This is a genomic window from Luteibacter sp. P4_D7_3, assembly GCF_056401735.1.
Map to the genome: position 1 here is coordinate 26,270 of NZ_JBFUIT010000004.1, position 21,718 is coordinate 47,987.

At 65.1% G+C, this 21,718-nt stretch carries 22 protein-coding genes; 10 read left to right on the plus strand and 12 right to left on the minus strand.

Annotated elements, in window-relative coordinates; translation table 11 throughout:
* Positions 1–9: 9 nt before the first annotated feature.
* Both AC1DSN_RS01070 and AC1DSN_RS01075 read right to left on the minus strand, forming a co-directional pair.
* Complete coding sequence (locus AC1DSN_RS01070; protein WP_063573762.1) at positions 10–1,143, minus strand: ABC transporter permease; 1,134 nt, start codon at positions 1,141–1,143, stop codon at positions 10–12.
* A gap of 22 nt (positions 1,144–1,165) precedes the next feature.
* On the minus strand, positions 1,166–2,209 hold the full coding sequence (locus tag AC1DSN_RS01075) for a sugar ABC transporter substrate-binding protein (RefSeq protein ID WP_063573761.1): 1,044 nt from the start codon (positions 2,207–2,209) through the stop codon (positions 1,166–1,168).
* 199 nt (positions 2,210–2,408) lie between these two features.
* On the opposite strand from AC1DSN_RS01075, the gene AC1DSN_RS01080 reads away from it, so the two are divergent.
* The 5 genes from AC1DSN_RS01080 (at position 2,409) to AC1DSN_RS01100 (ending at position 7,151) form a co-directional block, all read left to right on the plus strand.
* The gene (locus AC1DSN_RS01080; RefSeq protein WP_213949558.1) at positions 2,409–3,275 is read left to right on the plus strand and encodes a MurR/RpiR family transcriptional regulator; all 867 of its coding nucleotides are present in this window, start codon (positions 2,409–2,411) and stop codon (positions 3,273–3,275) included.
* On the plus strand, positions 3,268–4,260 hold the full coding sequence (gene iolG / locus AC1DSN_RS01085) for an inositol 2-dehydrogenase (RefSeq protein WP_477293983.1): 993 nt from the start codon (positions 3,268–3,270) through the stop codon (positions 4,258–4,260). Before AC1DSN_RS01080 ends, iolG begins: the two co-directional genes overlap by 8 nt.
* Positions 4,261–4,274: 14 nt before the next feature.
* The gene (locus AC1DSN_RS01090; RefSeq protein WP_197478372.1) at positions 4,275–5,291 is read left to right on the plus strand and encodes a Gfo/Idh/MocA family oxidoreductase; all 1,017 of its coding nucleotides are present in this window, start codon (positions 4,275–4,277) and stop codon (positions 5,289–5,291) included.
* A gap of 246 nt (positions 5,292–5,537) precedes the next feature.
* Positions 5,538–6,725, plus strand: a complete 1,188-nt coding sequence (locus AC1DSN_RS01095) for an MFS transporter (RefSeq protein WP_477293986.1) — start codon at positions 5,538–5,540, stop codon at positions 6,723–6,725.
* A 30-nt stretch (positions 6,726–6,755) separates the two neighbouring features.
* Entirely contained in the window at positions 6,756–7,151 is a 396-nt protein-coding gene (locus AC1DSN_RS01100) for a hypothetical protein (protein WP_063572848.1), read from the plus strand.
* A 105-nt stretch (positions 7,152–7,256) separates the two neighbouring features.
* Here AC1DSN_RS01100 and AC1DSN_RS01105 read toward each other — a convergent pair whose 3' ends face one another.
* Both AC1DSN_RS01105 and cls read right to left on the minus strand, forming a co-directional pair.
* Positions 7,257–8,033 (minus strand): carboxylesterase family protein, encoded by a 777-nt coding sequence (locus tag AC1DSN_RS01105; RefSeq protein ID WP_477293988.1) that lies wholly within the window; start codon positions 8,031–8,033, stop codon positions 7,257–7,259.
* A gap of 119 nt (positions 8,034–8,152) precedes the next feature.
* Positions 8,153–9,574, minus strand: a complete 1,422-nt coding sequence (gene cls, locus AC1DSN_RS01110) for a cardiolipin synthase (RefSeq protein ID WP_477329283.1) — start codon at positions 9,572–9,574, stop codon at positions 8,153–8,155.
* A 116-nt stretch (positions 9,575–9,690) separates the two neighbouring features.
* Between cls and AC1DSN_RS01115 the strand changes: the two genes are divergently transcribed.
* Together AC1DSN_RS01115 and AC1DSN_RS01120 are read left to right on the plus strand one after the other, a co-directional pair.
* Positions 9,691–10,878: an MFS transporter gene (locus tag AC1DSN_RS01115; RefSeq protein ID WP_477293992.1), complete on the plus strand. Its 1,188-nt coding sequence runs from the start codon at positions 9,691–9,693 to the stop codon at positions 10,876–10,878.
* A gap of 16 nt (positions 10,879–10,894) precedes the next feature.
* Positions 10,895–11,911, plus strand: coding sequence for a zinc-binding alcohol dehydrogenase family protein (locus tag AC1DSN_RS01120; RefSeq protein WP_477293994.1), 1,017 nt, complete (start codon positions 10,895–10,897; stop codon positions 11,909–11,911).
* A gap of 1 nt (position 11,912) precedes the next feature.
* Here AC1DSN_RS01120 and AC1DSN_RS01125 read toward each other — a convergent pair whose 3' ends face one another.
* Positions 11,913–13,307 (minus strand): FAD/NAD(P)-binding protein, encoded by a 1,395-nt coding sequence (locus tag AC1DSN_RS01125; protein WP_477329285.1) that lies wholly within the window; start codon positions 13,305–13,307, stop codon positions 11,913–11,915.
* A 46-nt stretch (positions 13,308–13,353) separates the two neighbouring features.
* Entirely contained in the window at positions 13,354–13,932 is a 579-nt protein-coding gene (locus AC1DSN_RS01130; protein WP_063572039.1) for a cysteine dioxygenase, read from the minus strand.
* A gap of 168 nt (positions 13,933–14,100) precedes the next feature.
* On the opposite strand from AC1DSN_RS01130, the gene AC1DSN_RS01135 reads away from it, so the two are divergent.
* The gene (locus AC1DSN_RS01135) at positions 14,101–14,394 is read left to right on the plus strand and encodes a hypothetical protein (protein WP_063572040.1); all 294 of its coding nucleotides are present in this window, start codon (positions 14,101–14,103) and stop codon (positions 14,392–14,394) included.
* Between the two features lie 42 nt (positions 14,395–14,436).
* On the opposite strand, the gene AC1DSN_RS01140 is transcribed toward AC1DSN_RS01135, so the two are convergent.
* A complete protein-coding gene (locus tag AC1DSN_RS01140; protein WP_477329287.1) occupies positions 14,437–15,102 on the minus strand; it encodes an energy transducer TonB in 666 nt (221 codons plus the stop codon).
* Positions 15,103–15,293: 191 nt separating this feature from the next.
* Positions 15,294–16,121, minus strand: a complete 828-nt coding sequence (locus AC1DSN_RS01145; RefSeq protein WP_063572042.1) for a universal stress protein — start codon at positions 16,119–16,121, stop codon at positions 15,294–15,296.
* 128 nt (positions 16,122–16,249) lie between these two features.
* Here AC1DSN_RS01145 and trhA point away from each other — a divergent pair, with 128 nt between their 5' ends.
* A complete protein-coding gene (gene trhA, locus AC1DSN_RS01150; RefSeq protein ID WP_477296025.1) occupies positions 16,250–16,915 on the plus strand; it encodes a PAQR family membrane homeostasis protein TrhA in 666 nt (221 codons plus the stop codon).
* 22 nt (positions 16,916–16,937) lie between these two features.
* Here the strand turns inward: trhA and AC1DSN_RS01155 are convergent, their stop codons facing one another.
* The 3 genes from AC1DSN_RS01155 to AC1DSN_RS01165 form a co-directional block, all read right to left on the minus strand.
* Positions 16,938–18,710, minus strand: a complete 1,773-nt coding sequence (locus tag AC1DSN_RS01155) for a DUF885 domain-containing protein (protein WP_477296024.1) — start codon at positions 18,708–18,710, stop codon at positions 16,938–16,940.
* A gap of 72 nt (positions 18,711–18,782) precedes the next feature.
* Complete coding sequence (locus AC1DSN_RS01160) at positions 18,783–19,265, minus strand: DUF456 domain-containing protein (protein ID WP_213949563.1); 483 nt, start codon at positions 19,263–19,265, stop codon at positions 18,783–18,785.
* A complete protein-coding gene (locus AC1DSN_RS01165; RefSeq protein ID WP_213949564.1) occupies positions 19,265–20,035 on the minus strand; it encodes a DUF3298 and DUF4163 domain-containing protein in 771 nt (256 codons plus the stop codon). The genes AC1DSN_RS01160 and AC1DSN_RS01165 overlap by 1 nt, the downstream gene beginning before the upstream one ends.
* An 83-nt stretch (positions 20,036–20,118) precedes the next feature.
* On the opposite strand from AC1DSN_RS01165, the gene AC1DSN_RS01170 reads away from it, so the two are divergent.
* Positions 20,119–20,781 (plus strand): protein kinase family protein, encoded by a 663-nt coding sequence (locus AC1DSN_RS01170; RefSeq protein ID WP_477329290.1) that lies wholly within the window; start codon positions 20,119–20,121, stop codon positions 20,779–20,781.
* Positions 20,782–20,902: 121 nt separating this feature from the next.
* On the opposite strand, the gene AC1DSN_RS01175 is transcribed toward AC1DSN_RS01170, so the two are convergent.
* Complete coding sequence (locus AC1DSN_RS01175; RefSeq protein WP_213949566.1) at positions 20,903–21,679, minus strand: ferredoxin--NADP reductase; 777 nt, start codon at positions 21,677–21,679, stop codon at positions 20,903–20,905.
* Positions 21,680–21,718 lie beyond the last annotated feature (39 nt).

The following is a 21,718-nucleotide window of genomic DNA, read 5'->3' on the forward strand; positions in this document are numbered from 1 at the left end:
TGGCACTCCTCACTTCGTCGCCGCAGCGCGGCTGCGGATGTAATGATTGAACAGCACCGCCAGCAGCAACATGCCGCCGAGGAAGACGCGGTACCAGTCGGAATCGATATTGGTGTACGAGATGCCGATCTGCACGACGCCGAAGATCAGCGCGCCAAAGCAGGCGCCGATGACCGAACCGAAGCCACCCGTCAGCAGGGTGCCGCCGATGACCACGGCGATGATTGCTTCGAATTCCTTCTGCAAGCCGCGATCGGCCGCGGCGGAGCCCACGTCGGCCACCTGCAGCACGCCGAACAGGCAGGCACAGAAGGCGGTGAGCACGAACAGGGAAATCTTTACGCGACGTACCGGCACACCGACATTCTTCGCGGCGTTGGAATCGCCGCCGACGGTGTAGATCCAGTTGCCGAAACGGGTGCGGGCAAGCACGAAACCTGCAGCCAGGGCCATGACGATCCACCACACGAGCACCTTGGGCAGGCCGCCGACCACTGGGTCGCCGCTGGGCAGCTTGGTGATCAGGTTCATGCTGGCCAGTCCATTGAACAGCCAGTGGAACGTGGTGCCCTGGAAGAGCGCCGAGATGACCGGGTCGTCGGTGAACTTGTCACCGATACCGCTGACGATGGTGCTGTTGGCGAAGCTGGTGGAAAGCACCAGCGTGAGGCCACGCAGGATGAACATGAAAGCGAGCGTGACGATGAACGACGGCAGCTTCGTGCGTACGACGAGGTAGCCGTTGAGCGCGCCCAACGCCATGGAGCCGACGAAGGCGAAGATCACCGCGGCCCACAGCGGCCAGCCGAGATACATGGGTGGAATGGCCACCATGACACCGGCGAATCCGATCATCGAACCCATCGACAGATCGAATTCACCGGCAATCATGAGGAGGCAGGCGCCCACGGCGATGATGCCGAGGTAGCCGGCCACCTGGGCCCAGTTGATGATGCCATCGAGCGCGAACATGCCCGAGCCGCCGGCGAAAACGCCGAAGAAGGCGAAGACCAGCACCGTGCCGGCAATGGACCCCAGTTCGGGGCGGTCCAGCAGGATGCGCCACGGTGACAGCTTGCGTACGCGTTCGTCCGTGGATTTCGGTTCAATCATGTTCGTAACGCTCTCGTTGATGGCACTCATGGTTCTTGGTCCTTCCGATCGCTTAGCGGTACGTGCCGGCGTACTTCTCAACCGTCGCCACGTTGTCCTTGGTGACGAACGCGGGACCCGAGCTCACGCCGGTGGCGGTATAGACCGGGTGCAGGTCGTACTGTTTCAGGCGGGCCTGGAACTTCGGGTTGGCCTTCAGGGTGGCGATGATCTTTGCCGGATCGTTGGTTTTCTGGTCATGCGCGATCACCAGGGCGGCGATGCCCATGTAGCCCTGCAGGTACGGCTGTTGGTCGATCGCGTACTGGATGGTTCCGGACTTGATGCCAGCGATGATCGCGGGCGACAGGTCGAACGTGCCGAAGTTGATCTTGCCGACCAGATGCATGTCGTTGACCACCTTGATGGTCGGCTCGGCGGCATTCGGGCCAAGGGCCAGGATGGCCTGGGTCTTCGGGTTGCTGCGCAGGTAGGCGCTGACCTTGCTGGCGACCACGGTCGGGTCCATGCCGGTGTCGATCATCGAGGTCTTGCGCCAGTCCTTCACGCCGATCGCATCGGCAAAACCCTGGCAGCGTTCGAATGACGCGTTGTTGGTCGCGTAATGGTTCACGCAGACGAAGCTGGTGACACCGGCCGCCTTGGCGCGGTCACCGGCGGCTTTACCGGCGTCGTACTCACCCTGGCCGACGTGCAGGATCGCGCCGAGTTTCTTGCTCTCGTCCGGCGTGCCGGAGTTGATCGTGACGATGGGAATGCCCTTGGCCGAGACCTTGGCGGCGGGCGCCTTGAGCACGGCGAAGCTGGCGATATCGAAGGCGACACCCTGGTAGTTACGGGCGGCGGCCGATTCCAGCTGGCGGGCCATTTCGCTGAGGTCGCCGTTGCCGGAACCGCGGTAGTCCACGTCGACACCGAAATCTTCGCCGGCCTGCTTGATGGAGTTCTTGATGGTGTTCCACCAGGAGTCCGAGTCGGCGGCGTGGGTCACGAGGACATAACGGTCGCCCGGGGCCGCCTGGGAGGCGGGGGCGGCGAGGCCGAGACCGAGGGCAAGGGCTGCAGCCAGGGTGGCTTGAATCAGTTTGGATCGCATAGTGCCTCCACAGGAGACCGGTTCTACCGGCCGGACGGGTGTCGAACGCGATGCGGCCGTGTAGGCCGCTTCTTTGCCGAGAGCGGACCGAGCATGGACCGGCTGTTCCAGTGTTGCAATTTGCATTGCAGCAAAAAAATAAATGGAAAATATGTTCTATCGCGTGCTTCAATGCGGCCGGTCCCCATGGAGTGCCCCGATGGCCAAACGCAGCGAAGCCGATGCCCTCATGCAGCGCATCGCCGAGGAGTTCGAGGCCCTGCCGCGCCAGTTGCAGGGGGTGGCCCGGTACCTTGAGGAACATCGCAGTTCGATCATGGTCTTGCGCGTCGGTGAGATTGCCGAAGGCTGCGGGGTGCATGCGTCGGCGGTGGTCCGCTTCGCCCAGCGCTTCGGCTATTCCGGCTTCACCGAGATGCAGGCGGTGTTCCGCGAGGCATTCACGGCGCAGGCCTCGCCCTCGCGCAGCTACCAGCAGCGCATCCGCAGCGTCATCAAGAACCGCGCCTCGACCATGCCGGCGGTGGAAATCGCCTCGCGCTTCATCGATGCAAGCCGTGCCGGCCTGGATGAACTGGCCGACGAACTCGATGAAACGCGGTTCCAAAAGGCTGTGGACATGCTTGCCACGGCGGAGAATATCTACGTGATGGGCGTGCGCCGCTCATTCGCCATCGCCGCCTATATCGCCTATGCGCTGCAGCACACGCAGAAACGCGTGCACCTGGTCAGCGGCCTGGGTGGCATGTTCCGCGAGCAGTTGCGCAGCATGGGCAAGGGCGACGCGCTCATCGCGATCAGTTTCCCGCCGTTCGGCAAGGAAACCCTTTACGCGATGCGCGTCGCGCAACAACACAAGGCTAGTGTGCTCGCCATTACCGAGAGCGATCTCGGTCCACTCGCGCGCCACTCGGACGTTCTGCTCAAGGTGAAGGAGGGGAGCGCGTTCGCGTTCCGTGGCCTCACCAGCACCATGTGCCTGTGCCAGGCGCTGTTCGTTGCGCTGGCCTATCGGCTCGAACTCACAGTTGAAGAAACACTTCCCCGAGGAGAATACGATGATTGAAGTTGCCGTTTTCGGTGCCGGTCGCATCGGCAAGATTCACGCGGGCAATGTCGCCCGCCACCCGGAAGCGCACCTGCGCTACGTGGTGGACGTGCACGCGCCGTCGGCGCAGGAACTTGCGGACAAGCATGGCGCAAAGGTCGCCACGGTGGACGAGGCCCTCAATGATCCCGCCGTCGGCGCGGTCGTGATCGGCTCCAGCACGGATACGCATGCGGACCTGATCCATCGCGCCGCCGCCGCGGGCAAGGCGATTTTCTGCGAGAAGCCGGTCGACCTGGACGTCGAGCGCGCGCGCTCCTGCCAGGCCGCCGTCGAGAAAGCCGGCGTGGTCTGCATGATCGCGTTCCAGCGTCGTTTCGATCCGACCTTCTCCGCGTTGAAGAAGCGCCTGGAAGAGGGTGAGATCGGCACGCCGGAGCTGCTCGTCGTGACCAGTCGCGATCCGGGTGCACCGCCGGTCAGCTACATCAAGAGCTCGGGCGGCATCTTCAAGGACATGCTGATCCACGATTTCGACATCTTTCGCTGGATCCTCGACGACGAGGCCGTCAGCGTGCATGCCACCGGCAGCTGCCTCACCGACCCGGCGATCGAAGCCGCGGGCGACATCGATACCACTGCCGTCACCATCCGCACGAAGAAGGGCCGGCTCTGCCAGATCAATACCTCGCGTCGCGCCGCTTACGGTTACGACCAGCGCTTCGAAGTACTCGGCAGCAAGGGCATGCTGCAGGCCGGCAATGTGTCGCCGACCCAGGTGGTGTCGCACACGGTGAAGAACATCGCCCATGACCTCCCCGAGCATTTCTTCCTCGAGCGCTATCGCGAGGCATATGCCGCGGAAATCGCCCATTTCTTCGACGCGCTTGCCGCAGGCACGCCGGTGCGGACCACGATCGCCGACGGCATCAAGGCGCTGGAACTGGCCGAAGCCGCCGCACGTTCCTGGCGTGAAGGCCAGGCCGTGGCCGTGAACATCTGAGGGGAGCATCCGAGATGACTTCCCTTCGCATCGGTCTGGCCGGCCTCGGTCGGCTTGGCCAGCGTTACGCCGAAAACCTCGCCCGCGCCGTGCCGCGGGCGGAGCTGGCGGCGGTATGCAGTCCCGTCGAGAGTGAGCGTGCCTGGGCACGCGACACGCTTGGCGTGTCCACCATCTATAACGGCTACGAGGAGATGCTCGCCGATCCCTCGCTCGACGCGATCTTCCTGGTCACGCCAACCTCGTTGCATGCCTCACAGATCGAGCAAGCACTGGACGCGGGCAAGCATGTGTTCTGCGAGAAGCCCTTGTCGCTCGAGCTGGAGGATTGCCGGCGTGCTGCCGCGCACGCGGCGAAGGCGGGTAAGCGCGCCATGGTGGGATTCGTCCGTCGTTTCGACGAAAGCTACCAGCACGCATTCCAGCACATCGAGGCGGGTGGTATCGGCCGTCCCTTCCTGGTCTATTCGCAGACCACCGATCTGGCCGATCCGAGCGGAGCGTTCCTGAAGTTCGCGCCGACCAGCGGCGGCATTTTTCTCGATTGCAGCGTGCACGACGTGGATCTGGCGCGCTGGTTGCTCGGCCGTCCGAAGGCGAAGAAAGTGTATTCGGCGGGCACGGTGGCGATGTACCCGCCACTGGAAGCGATGGGTGACGTGGACAACGGCATCGCCATCGTGGAGTTCGAAGGTGGCCGCATGGCGATGTTCTACGCCTCGCGGACGCAGGCGCATGGGCACGACACGCATACCGACATCACGGGCACGGCGGGCCGCTTGAGCGTGGGTCGTAATCCCCGTGCGGACCGTGTCGAGATTGCCGATGCGAATGGTGTGCGTAATACGGTCGTGCCGTCGTTCTATGAGCGGTTTGCACCGGCGTTCGTGACCCAGGCGAAGCATTTCGTGGATGCGGTGCTGGATGACACGCCGTTCGACCTGACCATGGATGATGCGGTCGAGGCGACGCGGATTGCGATTGCGTTGCGGGAGTCGTTGCAGAGCGGGCAGCCGGTTTTGTTGGACTGAGGCGGGTTGAAGAACATCGCCGATGAATCGGCGCCCACAGGGTCACGGCTTCCCTCGGCCTTCGCCCTCTCTCTGTGGGAGCCGATTCATCGGCGATCGGTGCTCGCCGAAGCGACGGGTGCTCGCAAAACCCCCCATGAAAAACCCTTCATAAACCCACCATGACGCACCGCAGCAACGCCACGGTATAATGGGCCGGCCATGTCTCTCCCCTCCCTAGTTCCCACCCGCGGCCGGCGCTTCGCCGTGACCGCGCGCATCCTTTCCTCGGTCGTCTTTTCCTTCGTCTGCTACCTGTGCATCGGCATTCCGCTTGCCGTGCTGCCGGGGTTCGCGCATCTTGACCTCGGTTATTCGACGATCATCGCCGGCCTGGCCGTGAGTGCGCAGTATCTTGCGACCCTGCTCAGTCGTCCTCACGCCGGGCGCATGGCGGATGCGATGGGCCCGAAACGCACGGTGGTCGCCGGTCTCGTCGTGCTGGCGATATCCGGCCTGTTCCTGGCACTCGGCGCCATCGTGCCAAAAAATCCGGGGCTGTCGCTTACCTTGATCCTGCTCAGCCGGCTCGGTCTGGGTTTCGCCGAGAGCTGGGTCAGCACCGGCTCGATCACCTGGGGCATCGGCGGCATCGGCGGTGAGCACACCGCACGGGTCATCTCCTGGAATGGCATCGCCACCTACGGCGGTATTGCCGTCGGCGCGCCGCTGGGCGTGATGCTGGCGCGGGACCATGGCTTCATTGCGCTGGGTATCCTCACCTTCGCGCTCGGTCTCGTCGCGCTGCCTTTTGCCCTGATGAAGGCGCGTGTCGCCCCGAGTCATGGCGAGCGGCTGCCGTTCAAAAGCGTGCTGAAGCGCGTGATGCCTTACGGCGTGGGTCTCGCCCTGGGCTCGATCGGCTTCGGCTCGCTGTCCACGTTCGTCGCGCTCTACTACGCCAGTCGCGACTGGTCGGATGCGGCGCTGTCGCTCTCGGTGTTTGGTGGGTGCTTCATCGGCATCCGACTGATTTTCGGCAATGCGATCGATCGTTTCGGCGGGTATCGCGTCGCCATCGTCTCGTTGGTGGTGGAGTGCCTGGGGCTGATCCTGCTCTGGCTGGGCACGACGCCGCATGCCGCGCTGGCTGGCGCTGCGCTGACCGGCTCGGGCTTCGCCCTCGTCTTCCCGGCCCTGGGTGTGGAAGCCGTGGGGCGCGTCAGCACGCACAACCGCGGCGCTGCGCTCGGCGCTTATTCGGTGTTTCTGGACGTCGCTCTGGGCCTGACCGGCCCGGTGGGCGGCTGGATCGCCGGCTTGTACGACTATCCGGCGATCTTCCTCGTGGCCGGCTTCACGTCGCTGGCGGCGGCGATCCTCTCGACGTCGCTCTACCTGCGATTCGGCCGCGATGCACCGCCGCGCGATCAACGGGCCAATGCGCGGGCATAATGGCCGCCTGATCCCTTACGAGTTTCCTACATGCCGTACGACCGCAGCTGGATGGACTTTGGCGTTCTCGGCGCCCTGGAATCGGGTGGGATCGCCTTGCTCGTCGGCATCATCGTCTACGCGCTGCTCCACGCATTCGCCGGTAAACCCAACGGCTGGAGCGATGGCAAGGAGATTTCCATCGCCTTCGTTCTCGCGGTGGCGATCGGCGGCGGTCAGGACATGTGGGACCTGCTCTACTTCACCATGGCGCCGCTGCAGTCGTTGACACTCTTGCAGCTGAAGCTCGCCGCCGTACACGATCCGGATGCCATCGGCCTGCGCGTGTTCTTCGACATCGTCGGCGCCTTGATCGGCGCGTGCATCGGTTGGGCGATGTTCTCCGGCGGCTTCAAGCGCCTCCTCGCCGGCATGCGCTCTTCGTAACGCGCTGTTCCCTGTGGGAACCGATTCATCGGCGATCCCGCGGCAGCGGGGCAGGGTTATCGCGAGCACCCGATCGCCGATGAATCGGCTCCTACAGGAATTGCCCTAGGTCCTGTGGCTGAACATCCAGTCCCACAGGTCGGGCGTCGCATAGGCCTTTTCCCACGAGCCGTGATTCACGCCGGGGAATTCGGTGTATTTCACGACGGCGTGGCGCTCGATCAGCGCCGCGTTCATGCGGCGTGACTGTTCGGTCGGCACCACGTTGTCGTCGCCACCGTGGAAGATCCACACCGGCAGCTTGCCGATCTTCTTCGCCACCCAGGCATACGCATCGTCGCCCTTGGGTACGCCGTGCACGTAAAGGTTGCGACCGTCGCCCGGGAGCGGTTCGACACCACCGCAGATGATGGCCGCGGCAGCGAACATGCCCGGGTGATCGGCAGCGATCTGCCACGAGCCGAAACCGCCCATGGACAAGCCGGTAAGGTACAGGCGTTTACGGTCGCCGTGGAATTCCTTCACGGTCTTCTCGAGCGCGGCCAGGGCCATGTCGGCATCGACCTTGTCGGTCCACTCGGTATCGTTCGGCGCCTGCGGAATCACCACGACGGCCGGGAAATCGGTGTGCTGCTTCAACCACGGCGGCAGGCCCTGCGACAGCTGCGCCTGGTTGTCGTTGCCGCGCTCGCCGCTGCCATGCAGGAACAGGACCACGGCAGGATGCTTGCCATCCACATCGACGGGAACGAACACCTGGTAGCGGTAGGTCTTGCCATGGACGTCCACGCTGCGTTCGACGAAGGTCGCGGGGGCGGCGGAAGCGCCGGTGGCGATCATRGCGGTGAGAAAGGCGGTGAGAAAGGCGAGGCTGCGGAGCATGTCGGTTCCCTAAGCTGGTTTTTTTGTAGGAGCCGATTCATCGGCGATCCCGCGGCAGCGGGCAACGTTCTCGCGAGCACCCTATCGCCGATAAATCGGCTCCTACAAAGGCGCCCATATCAAAGGACAGGGTCGAAGAGGCGTGCTACATGAAGCGCCACGCGTTGCAGGTAGGTCAGTCGATCGTAGTCGTTCTGGTTGACCTCTTCGGACTGGGCGAAGTCGTGGGTCAGCATCGCTTCCACCTCGCCGGCAAACGTCTCGTCCACGTTCAACGCCGTGATCTCGAAGTTCAGGCGGAAGCTGCGGTTGTCCATGTTCATGCTGCCGACGACGGCGGTGTCGTCGTCCACCAGCATCACTTTCTGGTGGATGAAGCCGGGCTGGTATCGGAACATGCGGATGCCAGCCAGGGTGGCTTCGTGGGCATAGAGCGTGGAGGCCATGAACACGGTGCGATGGTCGGGACGGCAGGGAATGAGGATGCGCACGTCCACGCCGCGAAACACGGCCAGCCGCAGCGCGCCGAACACGGCCTGGTCGGGCACGAAGTAGGGCGTGGTAATCCATACGCGGTGCTTCGCCGCATGGATGGCCTGGGTGAAAAACAGCGAGCAGCTTTCCTGGCGGTCGGCCGGGCCGGTCGCGACGATCATCGTATTGGCGCGGCCGCAGCGCTCCGGCGGCGGTGACGACGGCGGCCGTTCACCGGTGACCCAGTACCAGTCTTCGGCGAAGACGCGTTGCAGGTCGGCGACGGCGGGGCCTTCGATTTCCATGTGCGTGTCGCGCCACGGCGACAGCGGCGGCTTCGAGCCCAGGTATTCGTCGCCCGCATTCAGGCCACCGACAAACCCGCGCACGCCATCGACGACGAGCACCTTGCGGTGATTGCGGAAATTCAGCTGAAAGCGATTGCGCCAGCGTCGCGTCGCGWAGCGGTGTGCGTTCACGCCTCCGCTGCGCAAGGCCTCGATATAGCTGGAGGGGAGATCGTGGCTGCCGATGCCGTCGTAGAGCAGGCACACTTCTACACCGGCGGCTGCCCGCTCGAGCAGGGCATCGCGCAGGCGTCGACCCAGCACGTCGTCGTGGATGATGAAGAACTGCACCAGGACGTAGTGTTCCGCGCGTGCGATGGCGGCGAACATGGCCTTGAAGGCGGCCTCGCCATCGATGTGCAGCGCCAGCCCGTTGCCGCCGTGCATCGCCGTCTTCAGCATGCGGCCGATGGCGTCATATCGCTCATCGCCCACGGGGGTGGTCACCGGAAGCAGGCCGGGCCGCGCCGAGAGTTCGGCTTCCTCGTGGAGCATGAAGAAGCGTGCCTGGCGCTGGCGGTGCAGGTCGACGTAGCCGCCAAAGTGGCTGGCGCCCAGGAAGACGTAGGGGACGAGGGTCACGTAGGGCAGGAAGACCAGCCCAAGCACCCATGCGAAGGCCCCCTGCGCCGTGCGTGTATGCATCACGGCATGCATGCCGGCGAAGATCCCCGCGACATGCAGGGCCAGCGCGGCGATCGCGATCATTGACGTGATCATGGGCTTCCGACCCTGATCTTCAATCCTGCGGCAAGAGTCTTTGTCGCGTGCGGGTGTATGTGCATAAGGGCCTGGGGCGGACAATCCACGTTATCGCTTTCCAACGAGCCTAACGCATGAACCCCTCTCCGTCCCGCCTGCCCCTGCTGGCACTGGCCGTAGCCGCCTTCGCGATCGGTACCACCGAGTTCGTGATCATGGGGCTGCTGCCGGAAGTCGCTACCGACCTGAAGGTGAGTATTCCCTCCGCTGGCATGCTTGTCTCCGGTTACGCCCTGGGCGTGGCCGTTGGCGCGCCGCTGCTTGCCGCGTTCACCGCGAAGATGGAGCGCAAACACGCCCTCTTGCTGCTGATGGGCCTGTTCATCCTCGGCAATGCCCTGTGCGCCATCGCGCCGAACTACGACGTGCTGATGGTGGCGCGCGTGGTGGCCGCCTTCTGTCACGGCTCGTTCTTCGGCATCGGTGCCGTCGTCGCCGCACACCTGGTCCCGGCCAACCAGCGCGCTCGTGCCATCGCCCTGATGTTTGCCGGGCTTACGCTGGCTAACGTGCTTGGCGTGCCCTTCGGTACCTTCCTTGGTCAGTGGGCCGGCTGGCGCTCCACGTTCTGGGCGGTGACGGCGCTGGGCGTGATCGCCGCGCTGGGTGTGGCCCGCTTCGTTCCCTCGCTGCCCAACCTCAAGGCGCCGGACATGCGTCGCGAGTTGCGCGTGCTGCGCGAGCCGCAGGCCCTGATCGCCCTGGGCATGACAGTGCTGGGCTTCGGCGGCGTGTTCACCGTGTTCACTTACATCGCGCCGATCCTGCAGGAGCAGTCGCATGTCAGCCCCCACTGGACCGGTGCCGTGCTCGTTCTGTTCGGCCTCGGCACCACCATCGGCAACATGCTCGGCGGCCGCCTGGCCGACTGGAAGCTGATGCCCTCGCTGATGGGGATCCTGGTGGTGCTTACCGCGCTTCTGGTCGCGTTCGCCTGGACGATGCATTCGACCGTCGCGTCCATCGTCACCGTGTTCCTCTGGGGCATTGCTGCGTTTGCCACGATCGCACCGTTGCAGTCCCGTGTGGTGCATGTCGCGGGTGATGCGCCGAACCTGGCCTCCACGTTGAACATCGCCGCTTTCAATCTGGGCAACGCTGGCGGCGCGTGGCTGGGTGGCGCGGTGCTCGCGGCCGGTTATTCGATGCCGATGGTGAGCCTGACCGGCGCCGGCGTCACCGTGGCCGGCCTGCTTGCTACGATGGCCAGCGTTGCGCTCGAACGCCGCCGTCCCGTGACCGTGGTGGCCGAAGGCGCCTGACCTCCAGGAGAGCTCCATGAAAGCCGTCGTCTATCGCACCCCGCTTCCCGTGACCGATCCGCAGAGCCTGCTCGATGTCGAGCTGACCACGCCCGAGGCGAGGGGGCGCGACCTGCTGGTCAAGGTCGAGGCCATCTCGGTCAACCCGGTGGACACCAAGATCCGCAAGAACACCGATCCGGAAGGTGCCGACAAGGTGCTCGGCTGGGACGCCGCAGGCACCGTGGTCGCGGTTGGCCCGGAAGTGCGGCGCTTCAAGGTCGGCGACGCCGTGTGGTACGCCGGCGCGCTCGACCGGCCGGGTGCCAACAGCGAGTTCCACGTGATCGACGAACGTCTCGTCGGCCGTAAGCCGTCCACACTGAGCATGGCCGAAGCCGCGGCCCTGCCGCTCACCGCCGTGACCGCGTGGGAGCTGATGTTCGAGCGCATGGGCATTGCACACGGTACGCCGGGTCGGCCTGCCACGTTGCTGGTGGTCGGCGCCGCGGGTGGTGTCGGTTCCATCGCCGTGCAGCTCGCGCGCCGGCTCACGGGCCTCACCATCATCGGTACGGCCTCGCGCCCGGAAACGCGTGAATGGGTCGAGGCGATGGGCGCACACCACGTGGTGGACCACTCGAAGTCACTGGTCGATGAAGTAAGAGCGGTGGCGCCGGAGGGTGTCGACTACGTACTCGGCCTGACGCGCACCGAAGACCATTTCCCGGCACTGGTCGAGCTGCTCAAGCCGCACGGCAAGTTCGGCCTGATCGACGACCCCGCCGAGCCGATCGACATCCGCCTGATGAAGCGCAAGAGCCTGTCGTTGCACTGGGAGCTCATGTACACGCGCTCGCTGTTCCACACCGAGGACATGGCCGAGCAGGGTCGGATCCTCGACGAGGTGGCGAACCTCGTCGATGCGGGCGTGATCAGGACGACGATGCGCGAGAACGTGGGTGCGATCAACGCGGCCAACCTGCGCAAGGCGCACGCCATGCTCGAGAGCGGCAAGACCATCGGCAAGGTCGTTCTCGCGGGCTTTTCCTGACCTAGCGCGAGTGGACGCGCTCGGCACTCTCGGCCATGAGCATGTTCGCCACGCTCTGGGCCTGCTTGCGGATTTCCGGGATCGCCGTCGATTCCCACAACGCGCCACGAAGCAGACTACCGATCGCAAAAAGATTCGAGCGCGGCCGGCCGTTGCCATCGAGCAGATGGCCGTCCGGCAGCGCGGCGAAGCCCAGACCGAGCGGATCGGGTTTGACCAGGCCGTCGATCACCAGCTGGCGCACCAGACGATGCTCGGTGCGCAGCGTGTCGGTATTGAGGCCGACGGTCTGAATGACGATATCGTAGGACTCGACCGCTTCACCGCCACCCGGAACCAAGCGCTTGACGTCCAGCGCACCCTCGAGGGAAAGCGAGACGCCACGCATGCGCCCACGCCCACGCGTGAGGCGGCCGGCGCGCTCCAGGTCGGCGATGGAGGCCGCGACCTGCGGCGGCATACGATGGCGCGCCCGCTCCCAGGCCCAACGGGCGTGACGGAGGAATCGTGCACGCTCGCCTTCGGGCAAGTCGGCCCACAACGATTGCGTATACGGTCGCAGGCCGTCGACCAGCGTACGCCAGTCGTCGGCTTCCGCCGCGGCGTCGCGCAGGGCGCGTATCCAGGCGCGCACGTTGGCGTCGTCGCGTAACGATTCGATCAGTTCGGCGTCTTTCTCGCCCGGCGCGGAGGCGGAAGCCAGATGCGGCTCGGGCAACTTGCCGTGACGGGAGAGGGCGGTGAAGTTCGCCTTCGGCCAGCGCGCGGAGAGTTCGAGCACGACATCGACGGCGGTGAGACCGAGGCCGATCACCAGCACGCGCAGCGGCCGCTCATCCGCAGGCGCGGAAACGAGGTACGGCCAGGGATCGGTGACGTATCGGCCACTGGCGATGGCGGCATCTTCCACGCCGGGCAACGGGCGGGGAGGCAGTGAGCCGATGGCCAGCACCGCCGCTTCCGCGTGCGCGACTTCATCGCCATAACCGATCGTCACGCCTTCACTGGAAGGCACCAACGACTCGGCCATGAAAGGAATGACGTTCACGTCGTGTCCGAACGAACCGGCGTTCTTGACCGCCTGTTCGACGCGAGACTGCAGGAAATCGCCATACAGGCGGCGAGGCAGGAAATCCGAGCCTTTCACCGTCGGATCCAGCGCCTGTGCGTACTCGAGGAAACCGCCCGGCTTGCCGACGAACATGCCCATGGAAGCGGCGCGGACATTGAGCAGGTGGCGTTCGGACGGCGTGCCGTAGGCGACACCGCGCCCGGCGCCCGGGGCGCCGGCATACCAGTTCAGGTGTAACGGCCGGGGCGTACGACGCTCCAGCAATTCGCTCACCAGCGTCGCCGCTGCTGCGCCACCGCCGATGATGGCGACTTTATGAAACATGCTTTGGTCCTTCGCCCTTGGGTTGGGGTGGAGGGCCGTTAGACCGTCAGGCCGTCAGGCGTCCCGCAATAATCGATTGCCTCGGTCGTGCGATCCAGTGTCCCGAAGGACCGGGCTGCTCATACGCGAGGTACTGTGCCAGATCGCCACCGTACACGTGAAGCGTGAGCGCCGTGTCATGCCGCGACAAATTGCGGCAGCGGTGTGCGTGGGCTTCGGCGGCTTCGAACCAGGTCGCATCGCCCGGGCCGAGCCAGGTCCGGCCAGTGCTGCGCAGTGAATGGTCGGTGTCGTCCTTGTCGAACGATTCCACTTCCAGAGCACCCGCGATCATGGCTTCGAGACCCCAGAGTCCGCCGTGATCGTGCACCGGCGTGGCATAGCCCGGCGGCCAGGCGAGGACCAGGATGCTGACACCCGGGCGCGCGCGCTCGGCGACCATCCAGCGTTCGAAGCCGCGGCGACGTTCGCGCAACGGCCCCAGCGCTTCGATGACATCGGCGCTGCGGCCATGCAGCACGCGGCCGATCTCCCGCCCCATGGAGGCGAGGTCGGGGTGCTCCACGTCCGAATGATCGAGCGCGATGTCCCGCAAGGTCTTGATGATGGAGGAGCGCTTACCCATGGCCCGAGGCCGTCCACATGAAATCAACTGGCGGGAAGTGGAGCATGGGCCCCGTTAAACACTCGTAACCCGGGACTTTCGAGAGTCGGTTTAAACTCTTTCCAGGCAGGCCGCATCGAACTGTCGGAACCGCCCCCTGGCGGCTATCGACCCACGGAGAGTAAAGCCATGATCGTCCTCACCTCGCTCGTCGTCCTTGCCGTTGGTTTCTGGCTGGTCTTCGCGCTGCTCGGCGCCGTGCTGAAGCTGGTGTTCGGCATCATTGGCGGCGTTTTCAGCATCGTCGGCGGCATCCTGGGCGCCGTGATCGGCGGCGTGGCGATGCTGCTGGTAGCGCCTGTCGTCGCCCTGGCCCTGTTGCCCGTGCTTCTGCCGGTGGCCTTCCTGGCCTTCATCGTCTGGGCCATCGCGCGGTCGTCGCGCCGCCCGGATGTGGTCGTGATGCCCGCCACCCACCGCTGAGTGAAACGCCCCGGCCTAGCCGGGGCGTTTCGTTACCGTACCTTAGATACTTCTCAAGTCGAAGGTGACCGGGATGCGCGCCCAGGCCTGGACCGTGTGTCCATACGCCTGCGCCGGCTGGAAGCGCCACCTGGCCAGGACCTGATCGCGAGCGGCGCGGTCGAGCAGATCGTGCCCGCTGCTGGACTCGATGACGACATCCAGCGGCTTACCGGTCTCGTCCACAAGCACGCGTAGCGTCACCGTGCCCTGCATGTGGCCGCGAATGGCCTGGGCGGGGTACTTCGGCGCGGGTGCGGCGACGTAGGCCAGGGTGGCCTCGACCGGTCCGGCCTGGACGGAGGGCGGGGCGATCGTATCGACCGCCGGTGCGGGCGGCACCATCGGTGCCGAGCCTTCGTCGCTGGCGACGGGCGGTGCGACGACCGGCGGTGCTTCGACCTGCTTCTGCACGTGGGTAATGACAGGTGCCTTGGTCGGCAGGYGCTCGAGCTCGATCGGCGGGGGCGGTTTCACCGGCGGAGGCGGTTCGACGAACTGGAGAACGAATGCCTTGGGCAACGCCGGCGCGTCGACCATGTGCGCGACCATGGGTCGCATGACGGCAATGAGCGCAGCGGCATTCAGTGCAATGGCTGCACTCATGGCGACGATGCGGACGGTATCCGGGTGAACCCCGGCCAGGGATTGCGGACGAGCGAACGACATGAGCCACCTCCTGCAACGTGGGGGAAGGTAAGGCATGGTCGGGAACACGGCCGGTGGGGACCGGCGGGGATCGTGTTCAGGTCCGGTTGCAGAGTAGGCAGGCTTCGCAGGAACTTGCAAGAGGGCCGTCTAGACGGCCCAGTAGGTAAATGTGGGAGCCGCTTCAGCGGCGATGCTCCTCCGGGGTCGCCTCAGTGCGCAACCAGCATCGGCACATCGGACTGCATGAACAGGAATCGGGTGGTCCCGCCCAAGACCATCTCCGATAACCGCGACCGCCCCCAGGCGCCCATGACGATGAGATCGGCCCCCTCCTGATGCGCGAGGTCGAGAAGCGCCGGTCCCGGCGCTGGCTGGGCGGCAGCATCCAGCCGGCGCACCTCGGCCTTCACGCCATGGGTGTCGAGCCAGCCACAGATGTCGGTGTCGGGCAGGGCGCAGGTATCGAGATCTTCATCGCGGCTACCGTCGATGACGGTGACCCGGGCGGCCTTGCGCAGTAGCGGAAGCGACGAGCGCACGGCCAGCGCGGATTCGCGGCTTCCGCTCCAGGCCACCAGCACGTGTTCGCCCAGGGTCTCGACGGGTGCCGCCTCGGGTACCACGAGCACCCCGCGGCTGGCGCCGAAGACGGTGCGTGAGACGACACCGAAGCCGACCGGTGCATCGCCGCGCATGGTCGACGAGCGCTCCATGACGAGCATGTCGTAACCGGCGGAGGCATGGCACAGGAGGGTGACGGTGTCGCCATTGCCCACTCGCCAGTTGCCCTTGAGGCCCCGCGACTCGAGCAGTGCCGTCCAGTCCGCACCGACCGCCTTGGCGTCGGTGGAGCGCTGCCGGACCGCATCCAGCTGCATCGGTACCGCTTCGGGAACCGTGAAGGCGGCCGCAGGCAGGTCCACCACGTGCATGCCGTCGAGTCTTGCGTCGATGCGCGTGGCGATGGCCAGCGCGGCACGCAGCCCCGCGCCTTGCGGAGGAAGACGACCGATGTGCACGAGCAGTTCGAGTGTCATGGCCCATGGAACAACGCGGGATGCATGCAGGTCAATGTCCGTGTCCGCGCCGTGGGTCCAATTGAGAGTGTTTCGCAACAACACGCGGCATCGGTTACGCTTCGTTCTTTGTGCCGTCCGGAATTGCCATGGCCACCGAAAGCGTCCAACCGAGCTATCCCTTCGCCGAGGAAGTTGCCAGCAGCGTGATCCACGCCATTGGCATCGTGCTGAGCATCGCCGGGCTGGCCGTCCTCGTTTCGTTCTCGGCGATGTATGGCAGCCAGCGCGCCGTGGTGGCCAGTTCGGTCTTCGGCAGCACGCTGGTCCTGCTCTACACCGCATCGACGCTGTACCACTCGATCCCCGGCGTCGCGGCCAAGCGCGTGCTACGCACGTTCGATCACATCGCGATCTTCCTGCTCATTGCAGGAACCTACACACCGTTCACGCTGCTTGCCCTGCCGGGCGCGTGGGGCTGGGGTCTGTTCGGCACGATCTGGGGCCTGGCGATCATCGGCAGCCTGGCCGAACTCGGCATTCTCAAGCGGTACCGCAAGGCCGCGGTGTTGATGTACGTGTTGATGGGCTGGGTCGCGGTGATCGCGATCGAGCCGCTGCGCGAGCACGTGGAAACGGGCGGCCTGCTTCTGCTCTTCGGCGGCGGCCTGGCTTACATGCTGGGCGTGCCGTTCTACCTGGCGCGGAAGCTGCCTTTCCATCACGCCATCTGGCATGTTTTCGTCCTGGCCGGCAGCGTCCTGCATTTCCTGGCGGTGTTGCTTTACGTCATTCCCGACGCGCCGGCCCGTTGACCACGGGCCGGCGCCTGGCCGGCTAGCCGCCTTTCTTTTCCTGCTCCGGAACGAAGCGCGTACGCACCGCTTCGGCCAGCAGGTCCGGCGGGAGCAGGCCCTGGGCGATCAGGAAATCGTTGAAGGCCTTGCGATCGAACTTCTTGCCCAGCCGGACCTGCGTTTCCGCGCGTAGTTGCAGAATGCGTGTGTAGCCGTAGAAGTAGGCCGTAGCCTGACCGGGGCTGTTCAGCGTGTAGCGATCGAGTTCCTGGCGTGCCAGGGGCTCGGACAGGCCCACGTCGTTGACGAGGATGTCGTGCGCGCGATCGCGATCGATCAACCCCAGGTTGAGCATCGGATCGAGGAAGGCGCGCGCCGCACGCAGCAAGCGGAACTGCAGCGCGACGAACTGACCTGCCGGCGGCTCGTACGGCATCATTTCCATTTCGGAATAGAGCGCCCAGCCTTCCACGTTCACACTATTGAAGGCGAACAGGCTGCGCGTGAGCGACACGCCCTGCTCGACCATGGCGGCAAATTGCAGCTCGTGACCGGGCCGACCCTCGTGTGCCGTCAACGTCCACGCCGCGGCTTCGAAGGTGAAGTCGTCGTACATCTGCGTCTTCTCGCCACTGGTGGGCGGGTTACCCGTGGTGAGGACAAAGGTGCCACGTTGACCGGTGTTGCCGACAAAGGGTGGGGGATCCATGTGCGGTGCGGGCGTGCGCGCGTTCTCCGCTTCGGAGGCAACACGCATGGCCATCTGCCGCTGCGGCAGCTCGACGATACGTTGCTTGCGGATCGTGTCTTCAATCTTCAGCAGGACCTCGTGATAGGTGGGCTCCACCTTGTCCTTGGCGAGCTGCTTTTTCTTCAGCCCCTTGAGCACCTCGCGATAGTCACCATTGGGTAGCCCCTCGGCCTTTGCGACGACGGGCGCGAGCGCCTGCAACGCATAGGTCGTTTCCATGAACTCCAGCTGTGCACGACCGATCAGGTCACGCGGCGCGATGTCGAGGCCGACCTGTTCGAGGTTGTAGGTATACAGCGGCTCGGGCAGGTGGAAGTCCGTGCGCGCGTGCGGTAGCACGGTCTTGGTTACCCAGGCGTTGTAATCCTTCAGTTGCTTGTCCAGCTTCGCCATGGCCTCCTCGCTGCCCGCGACTTTCTTCTCGGCGAAGAGTTTGCGGATGCCATCGACATAGCGCTGCGTGTTGCCGAGCTTCTGTTCCACGTCGGCCTTCACGGGCCCGAGCAACGCTTTATCGCCTATCTTCTCGTTGGTGCGCGCACGCGCCTCGTCGACCAGCGGCGTGCAACCGGGGGCCATGCCGACATAGCACTTCAGGCGGCCGAGGGCAGCCTTGTTCTGTTCCGGCGTGCTCTGTTGGTTGAGCAACGAGAACTCGCCACTGAAGACGATCTGGCCCGCGTCGTACCAGGGCAGCAGGTATTTGTCGTTGAGGTCGATGCCCTTGATGCTGCCGTCGATCTGCTTGAGCAGGATCTGTAGGTCCTGATGGACGTTGGGATCCTTTTCGTCCGCAAGGCGTTGCGCGTACTTCGCGCGCGCGGCGACGAGCGCCTCGCGCTGTCGCTTGTCGGCGTCGGGGCCCAGGTCTGCCGTTTTTTCATCGTAGCCCTTCACCCCGATATCGGTTGCCGTTTCCGGACTGAAGCGGGCCGTGATGTCGAGCAGGGTCTGGGCGTCCGCGTTGCTGCGCGCGATCCAGTCGGCCGGCTTGGTGTCCTGCGCTTGGGCGGCGCCGATGGTGAGCGTGATGGTGGCGGCGAGGGTCAGTCGTCGGAACATGGGTGTCTCCCCGTGATGATCCGCCGAGACTAGCCGCTGTGCCCGGGTCCGGCCAATGTGCCGAATGGCCGGTCAGCTGAAGAGGAGGGCGAGGCCGGCCATGCCGATCATCAGAAACGAAAGCACGACCTTGGCAACGACGCCAAGCAGCATGCCGAACCAGGTGCTGACGCCGACATGGGCCGAGCGAAGGATGCTCTTGCCCGACCATAGCTCGCCGATCACGGCGCCCGCGAAGGGGCCGATGAGAAGCCCGGGAAGACCGAAAAACATGCCGATGGTGGTTCCGATACCCGCGCCCCAGAGCGCACGCGGACTGGCGCCGATTTTCTTTGCACCGAGGGAACCGGAAATGAAATCGACCGCGATACCCAGCACTGCGACCGCGCCGATCGCCACCAGCCATCCCCAGCCGAGGTGGTTGTACTCGTCGACCGCGGCGGCCAGCCAGATACCGCCGAAGATCATCGGGACACCGGGCAGGACGGGCAGGATGGCGCCCGCCAGGCCTCCGATGATCAGGACGGTGGCGAGCACGTAGAGGAAGAGGTCCATCAACGAAATGCCCCGCGATATTCCGGTTTCAGGTAGGCCGAAAAGGCGTCGCTGGGGACGTCCACGGCCTGCGGGCCGGCGGCGTACGAGGCCACCTGGTAGGGCGGGAAGATGAAGGTCAGGCCGTGCACCTTGTTGTCCGGCCCCGTCAGCAGGCTGAACACGCGAAAGTGGTCCTTGCCCGGTTCCGTACCGGCATCGATCTGCTGACTGTCCGACGCAAGCGGCTCGTCCTGGTCGTCCAGGGCGGTAAGCAGCTGCCGGCGCGCCTCGGCGGCAAAAGCCTTCTCGGCGGCATGCGGGTCGGCGAACAGTTCGCGAAGGCCGACGACACGACGGGCTTCGACGTCGTAGGTGAAACTGTCCACGATGGCTGCCGGATGCGCCGCTCCGGTGAAGGCGGAGCCGTCGACCTGCACGTTGATGAAGCGGTCCGTACGCGAGGCGATCGCGATATCCAGGTTCAGGTCCCAGGGAAGCTCCCGCGCGCGTTCACGCGCGCCGGGGGCCTCAAGGCTGTCCATGAAGGCGCGTTTCTGCCGACCCACGTAGCGCTCGATGGTCGCGCGCAGCGGCTCGGCCTTCGGAGGCAGGTCGGGAAGGGACAATTCCATCGTATACAGGCCCTCCTGGCCGGATTCGGTATCCTTGTCGACGCTCGCCCGTGCGGGCGGCGGCGAGTCCCCGCCGTTCGTCCGGTCCGTTCCGCCGCGGCAGGCTGCAAGGCCGACCGTGGCAAAGACCAGCGACAGGATGTGTCGCACCAGCATGTCGGCAATTCCTCCCTGCAAGGCTCGCATCTTAGCGTAGCCCTCCCGCAGCGCAGGAAGCGTCAACGAACCGAAGGAAAAGCGTGCACGACGCGACGACAGAAACCGTCACCCTCCTCAAAGCCGACGAGCTCGGCCGCATCGAGCGTGTCGAGCGCCATGGCGTGCTGTTGATTCGTCGCGACATTGCCGCGGCGCGCTGGTGGRCGCGCGGGTTTGCCCGCCGGGCCGCTGCGCGTGAAGCGCGCGCTCTGGGCCGTCTCGACGGCATGGATGGTGTTCCGCGACTGCTGGCGTGGAACGGGCGCGTGCTCGAGCGCAGCTACATGGCTGGCGAACCGATGCAGGTGGGAAAACCGCTGGATCCGGCGTATTACCGTGACGCCCTGCGCCTGCTCGCGAGGCTGCACCGGCGCGGCATCGTTCATAACGACCTGGCCAAGGAACCGAACTGGCTGGTTCGCGAAGACGGCTCGCCTGGCCTGGTGGACTTCCAGATAGCGTGGACCCGCGGCCGCCGTGGCCGCCTGTTCCGCCTGCTGGCGCGAGAAGACCTGCGCCACCTGCTCAAGCACAAACGAACCTATGCGCCAGACCGTCTTTCCGCCCGGCAGCGGGCGATCCTCTCGGCGCCAGCGCCCCACTCACGGCTCTGGCGCGCCACCGGGAAACGCCTCTACAAGCTCATCGCACGGCGCATCTTCGGCTACTGGGACAACGAGGGCCAGGGCCGCATCCGCCGCTGATCGGGCCATGTAGATCGGGCCATGTAGATCGGGCCATGCAGATCAGGCCATGTAGATCAGGTCATGTAGATCAGGCCATGTGGGAGCCGCTTCAGCGGCGATCCCGCGGCAGCGGGCCAGCTTACTTCTCCACAAACGCCCGCTCGATCACATAGTCCCCCGGCTCCCGCGTACGCGGCGACGCCTGAAAACCCTCGCCGTCCAGCAGCACGCAGATATCGTCCAGCATCGAAGGACTGCCGCAGAGCATCACGCGGTCTTCGGCAGGATTGATCTGCGGCAGGCCAAGGCTCCGTGCCATCTCGCCATCGGCAATCGCATCCGTGATGCGACCACGGTTGCGGAACTCTTCACGCGTGACCGTGGGGTAGTAGAGGAGCTTCTCGCGCACCAGTGGGCCCAGATACTCGTGCTCGGGCAGCACCTTCTCGATGTATTCCGAGTAAGCCAGGTCGTTCACGTGGCGAACGCCGTGCGCGAGCACGATGGTGTCGAAGCGTTCGTAGGTTTCCGGGTCGCGGATGATCGAGAGGAAGGGCGCCAGGCCCGTGCCCGTGCCCAACAGGTACAGCCGCTTGCCCGGCTTGAGGTCGTTAAGGACCAGCGTGCCGGTGGGCTTGCGGCTGACGATGATCGGGTCGCCGGGCTTCAGGTGCTGCAGCCGGGAGGTCAACGGGCCGTCCTGCACCTTGATGCTGAAAAACTCCAGGTGCTCTTCGTAATGCGCACTGGCGATCGAGTACGCCCGCATCAGCGGGCGGCCTTCCACTTCCAGGCCGATCATCACGAAATGCCCGCTTTCGAAGCGAAAACCGGGATCGCGCGTGGTGCGGAAGCTGAAAAGCGTGTCGTTCCAGTGGTGCACGTCGATCACGTGCTCGGTCGCCAATGCCACCATGGTCTGTTCGAACCTCGAAGTCGTAGTGACGGAACCGCC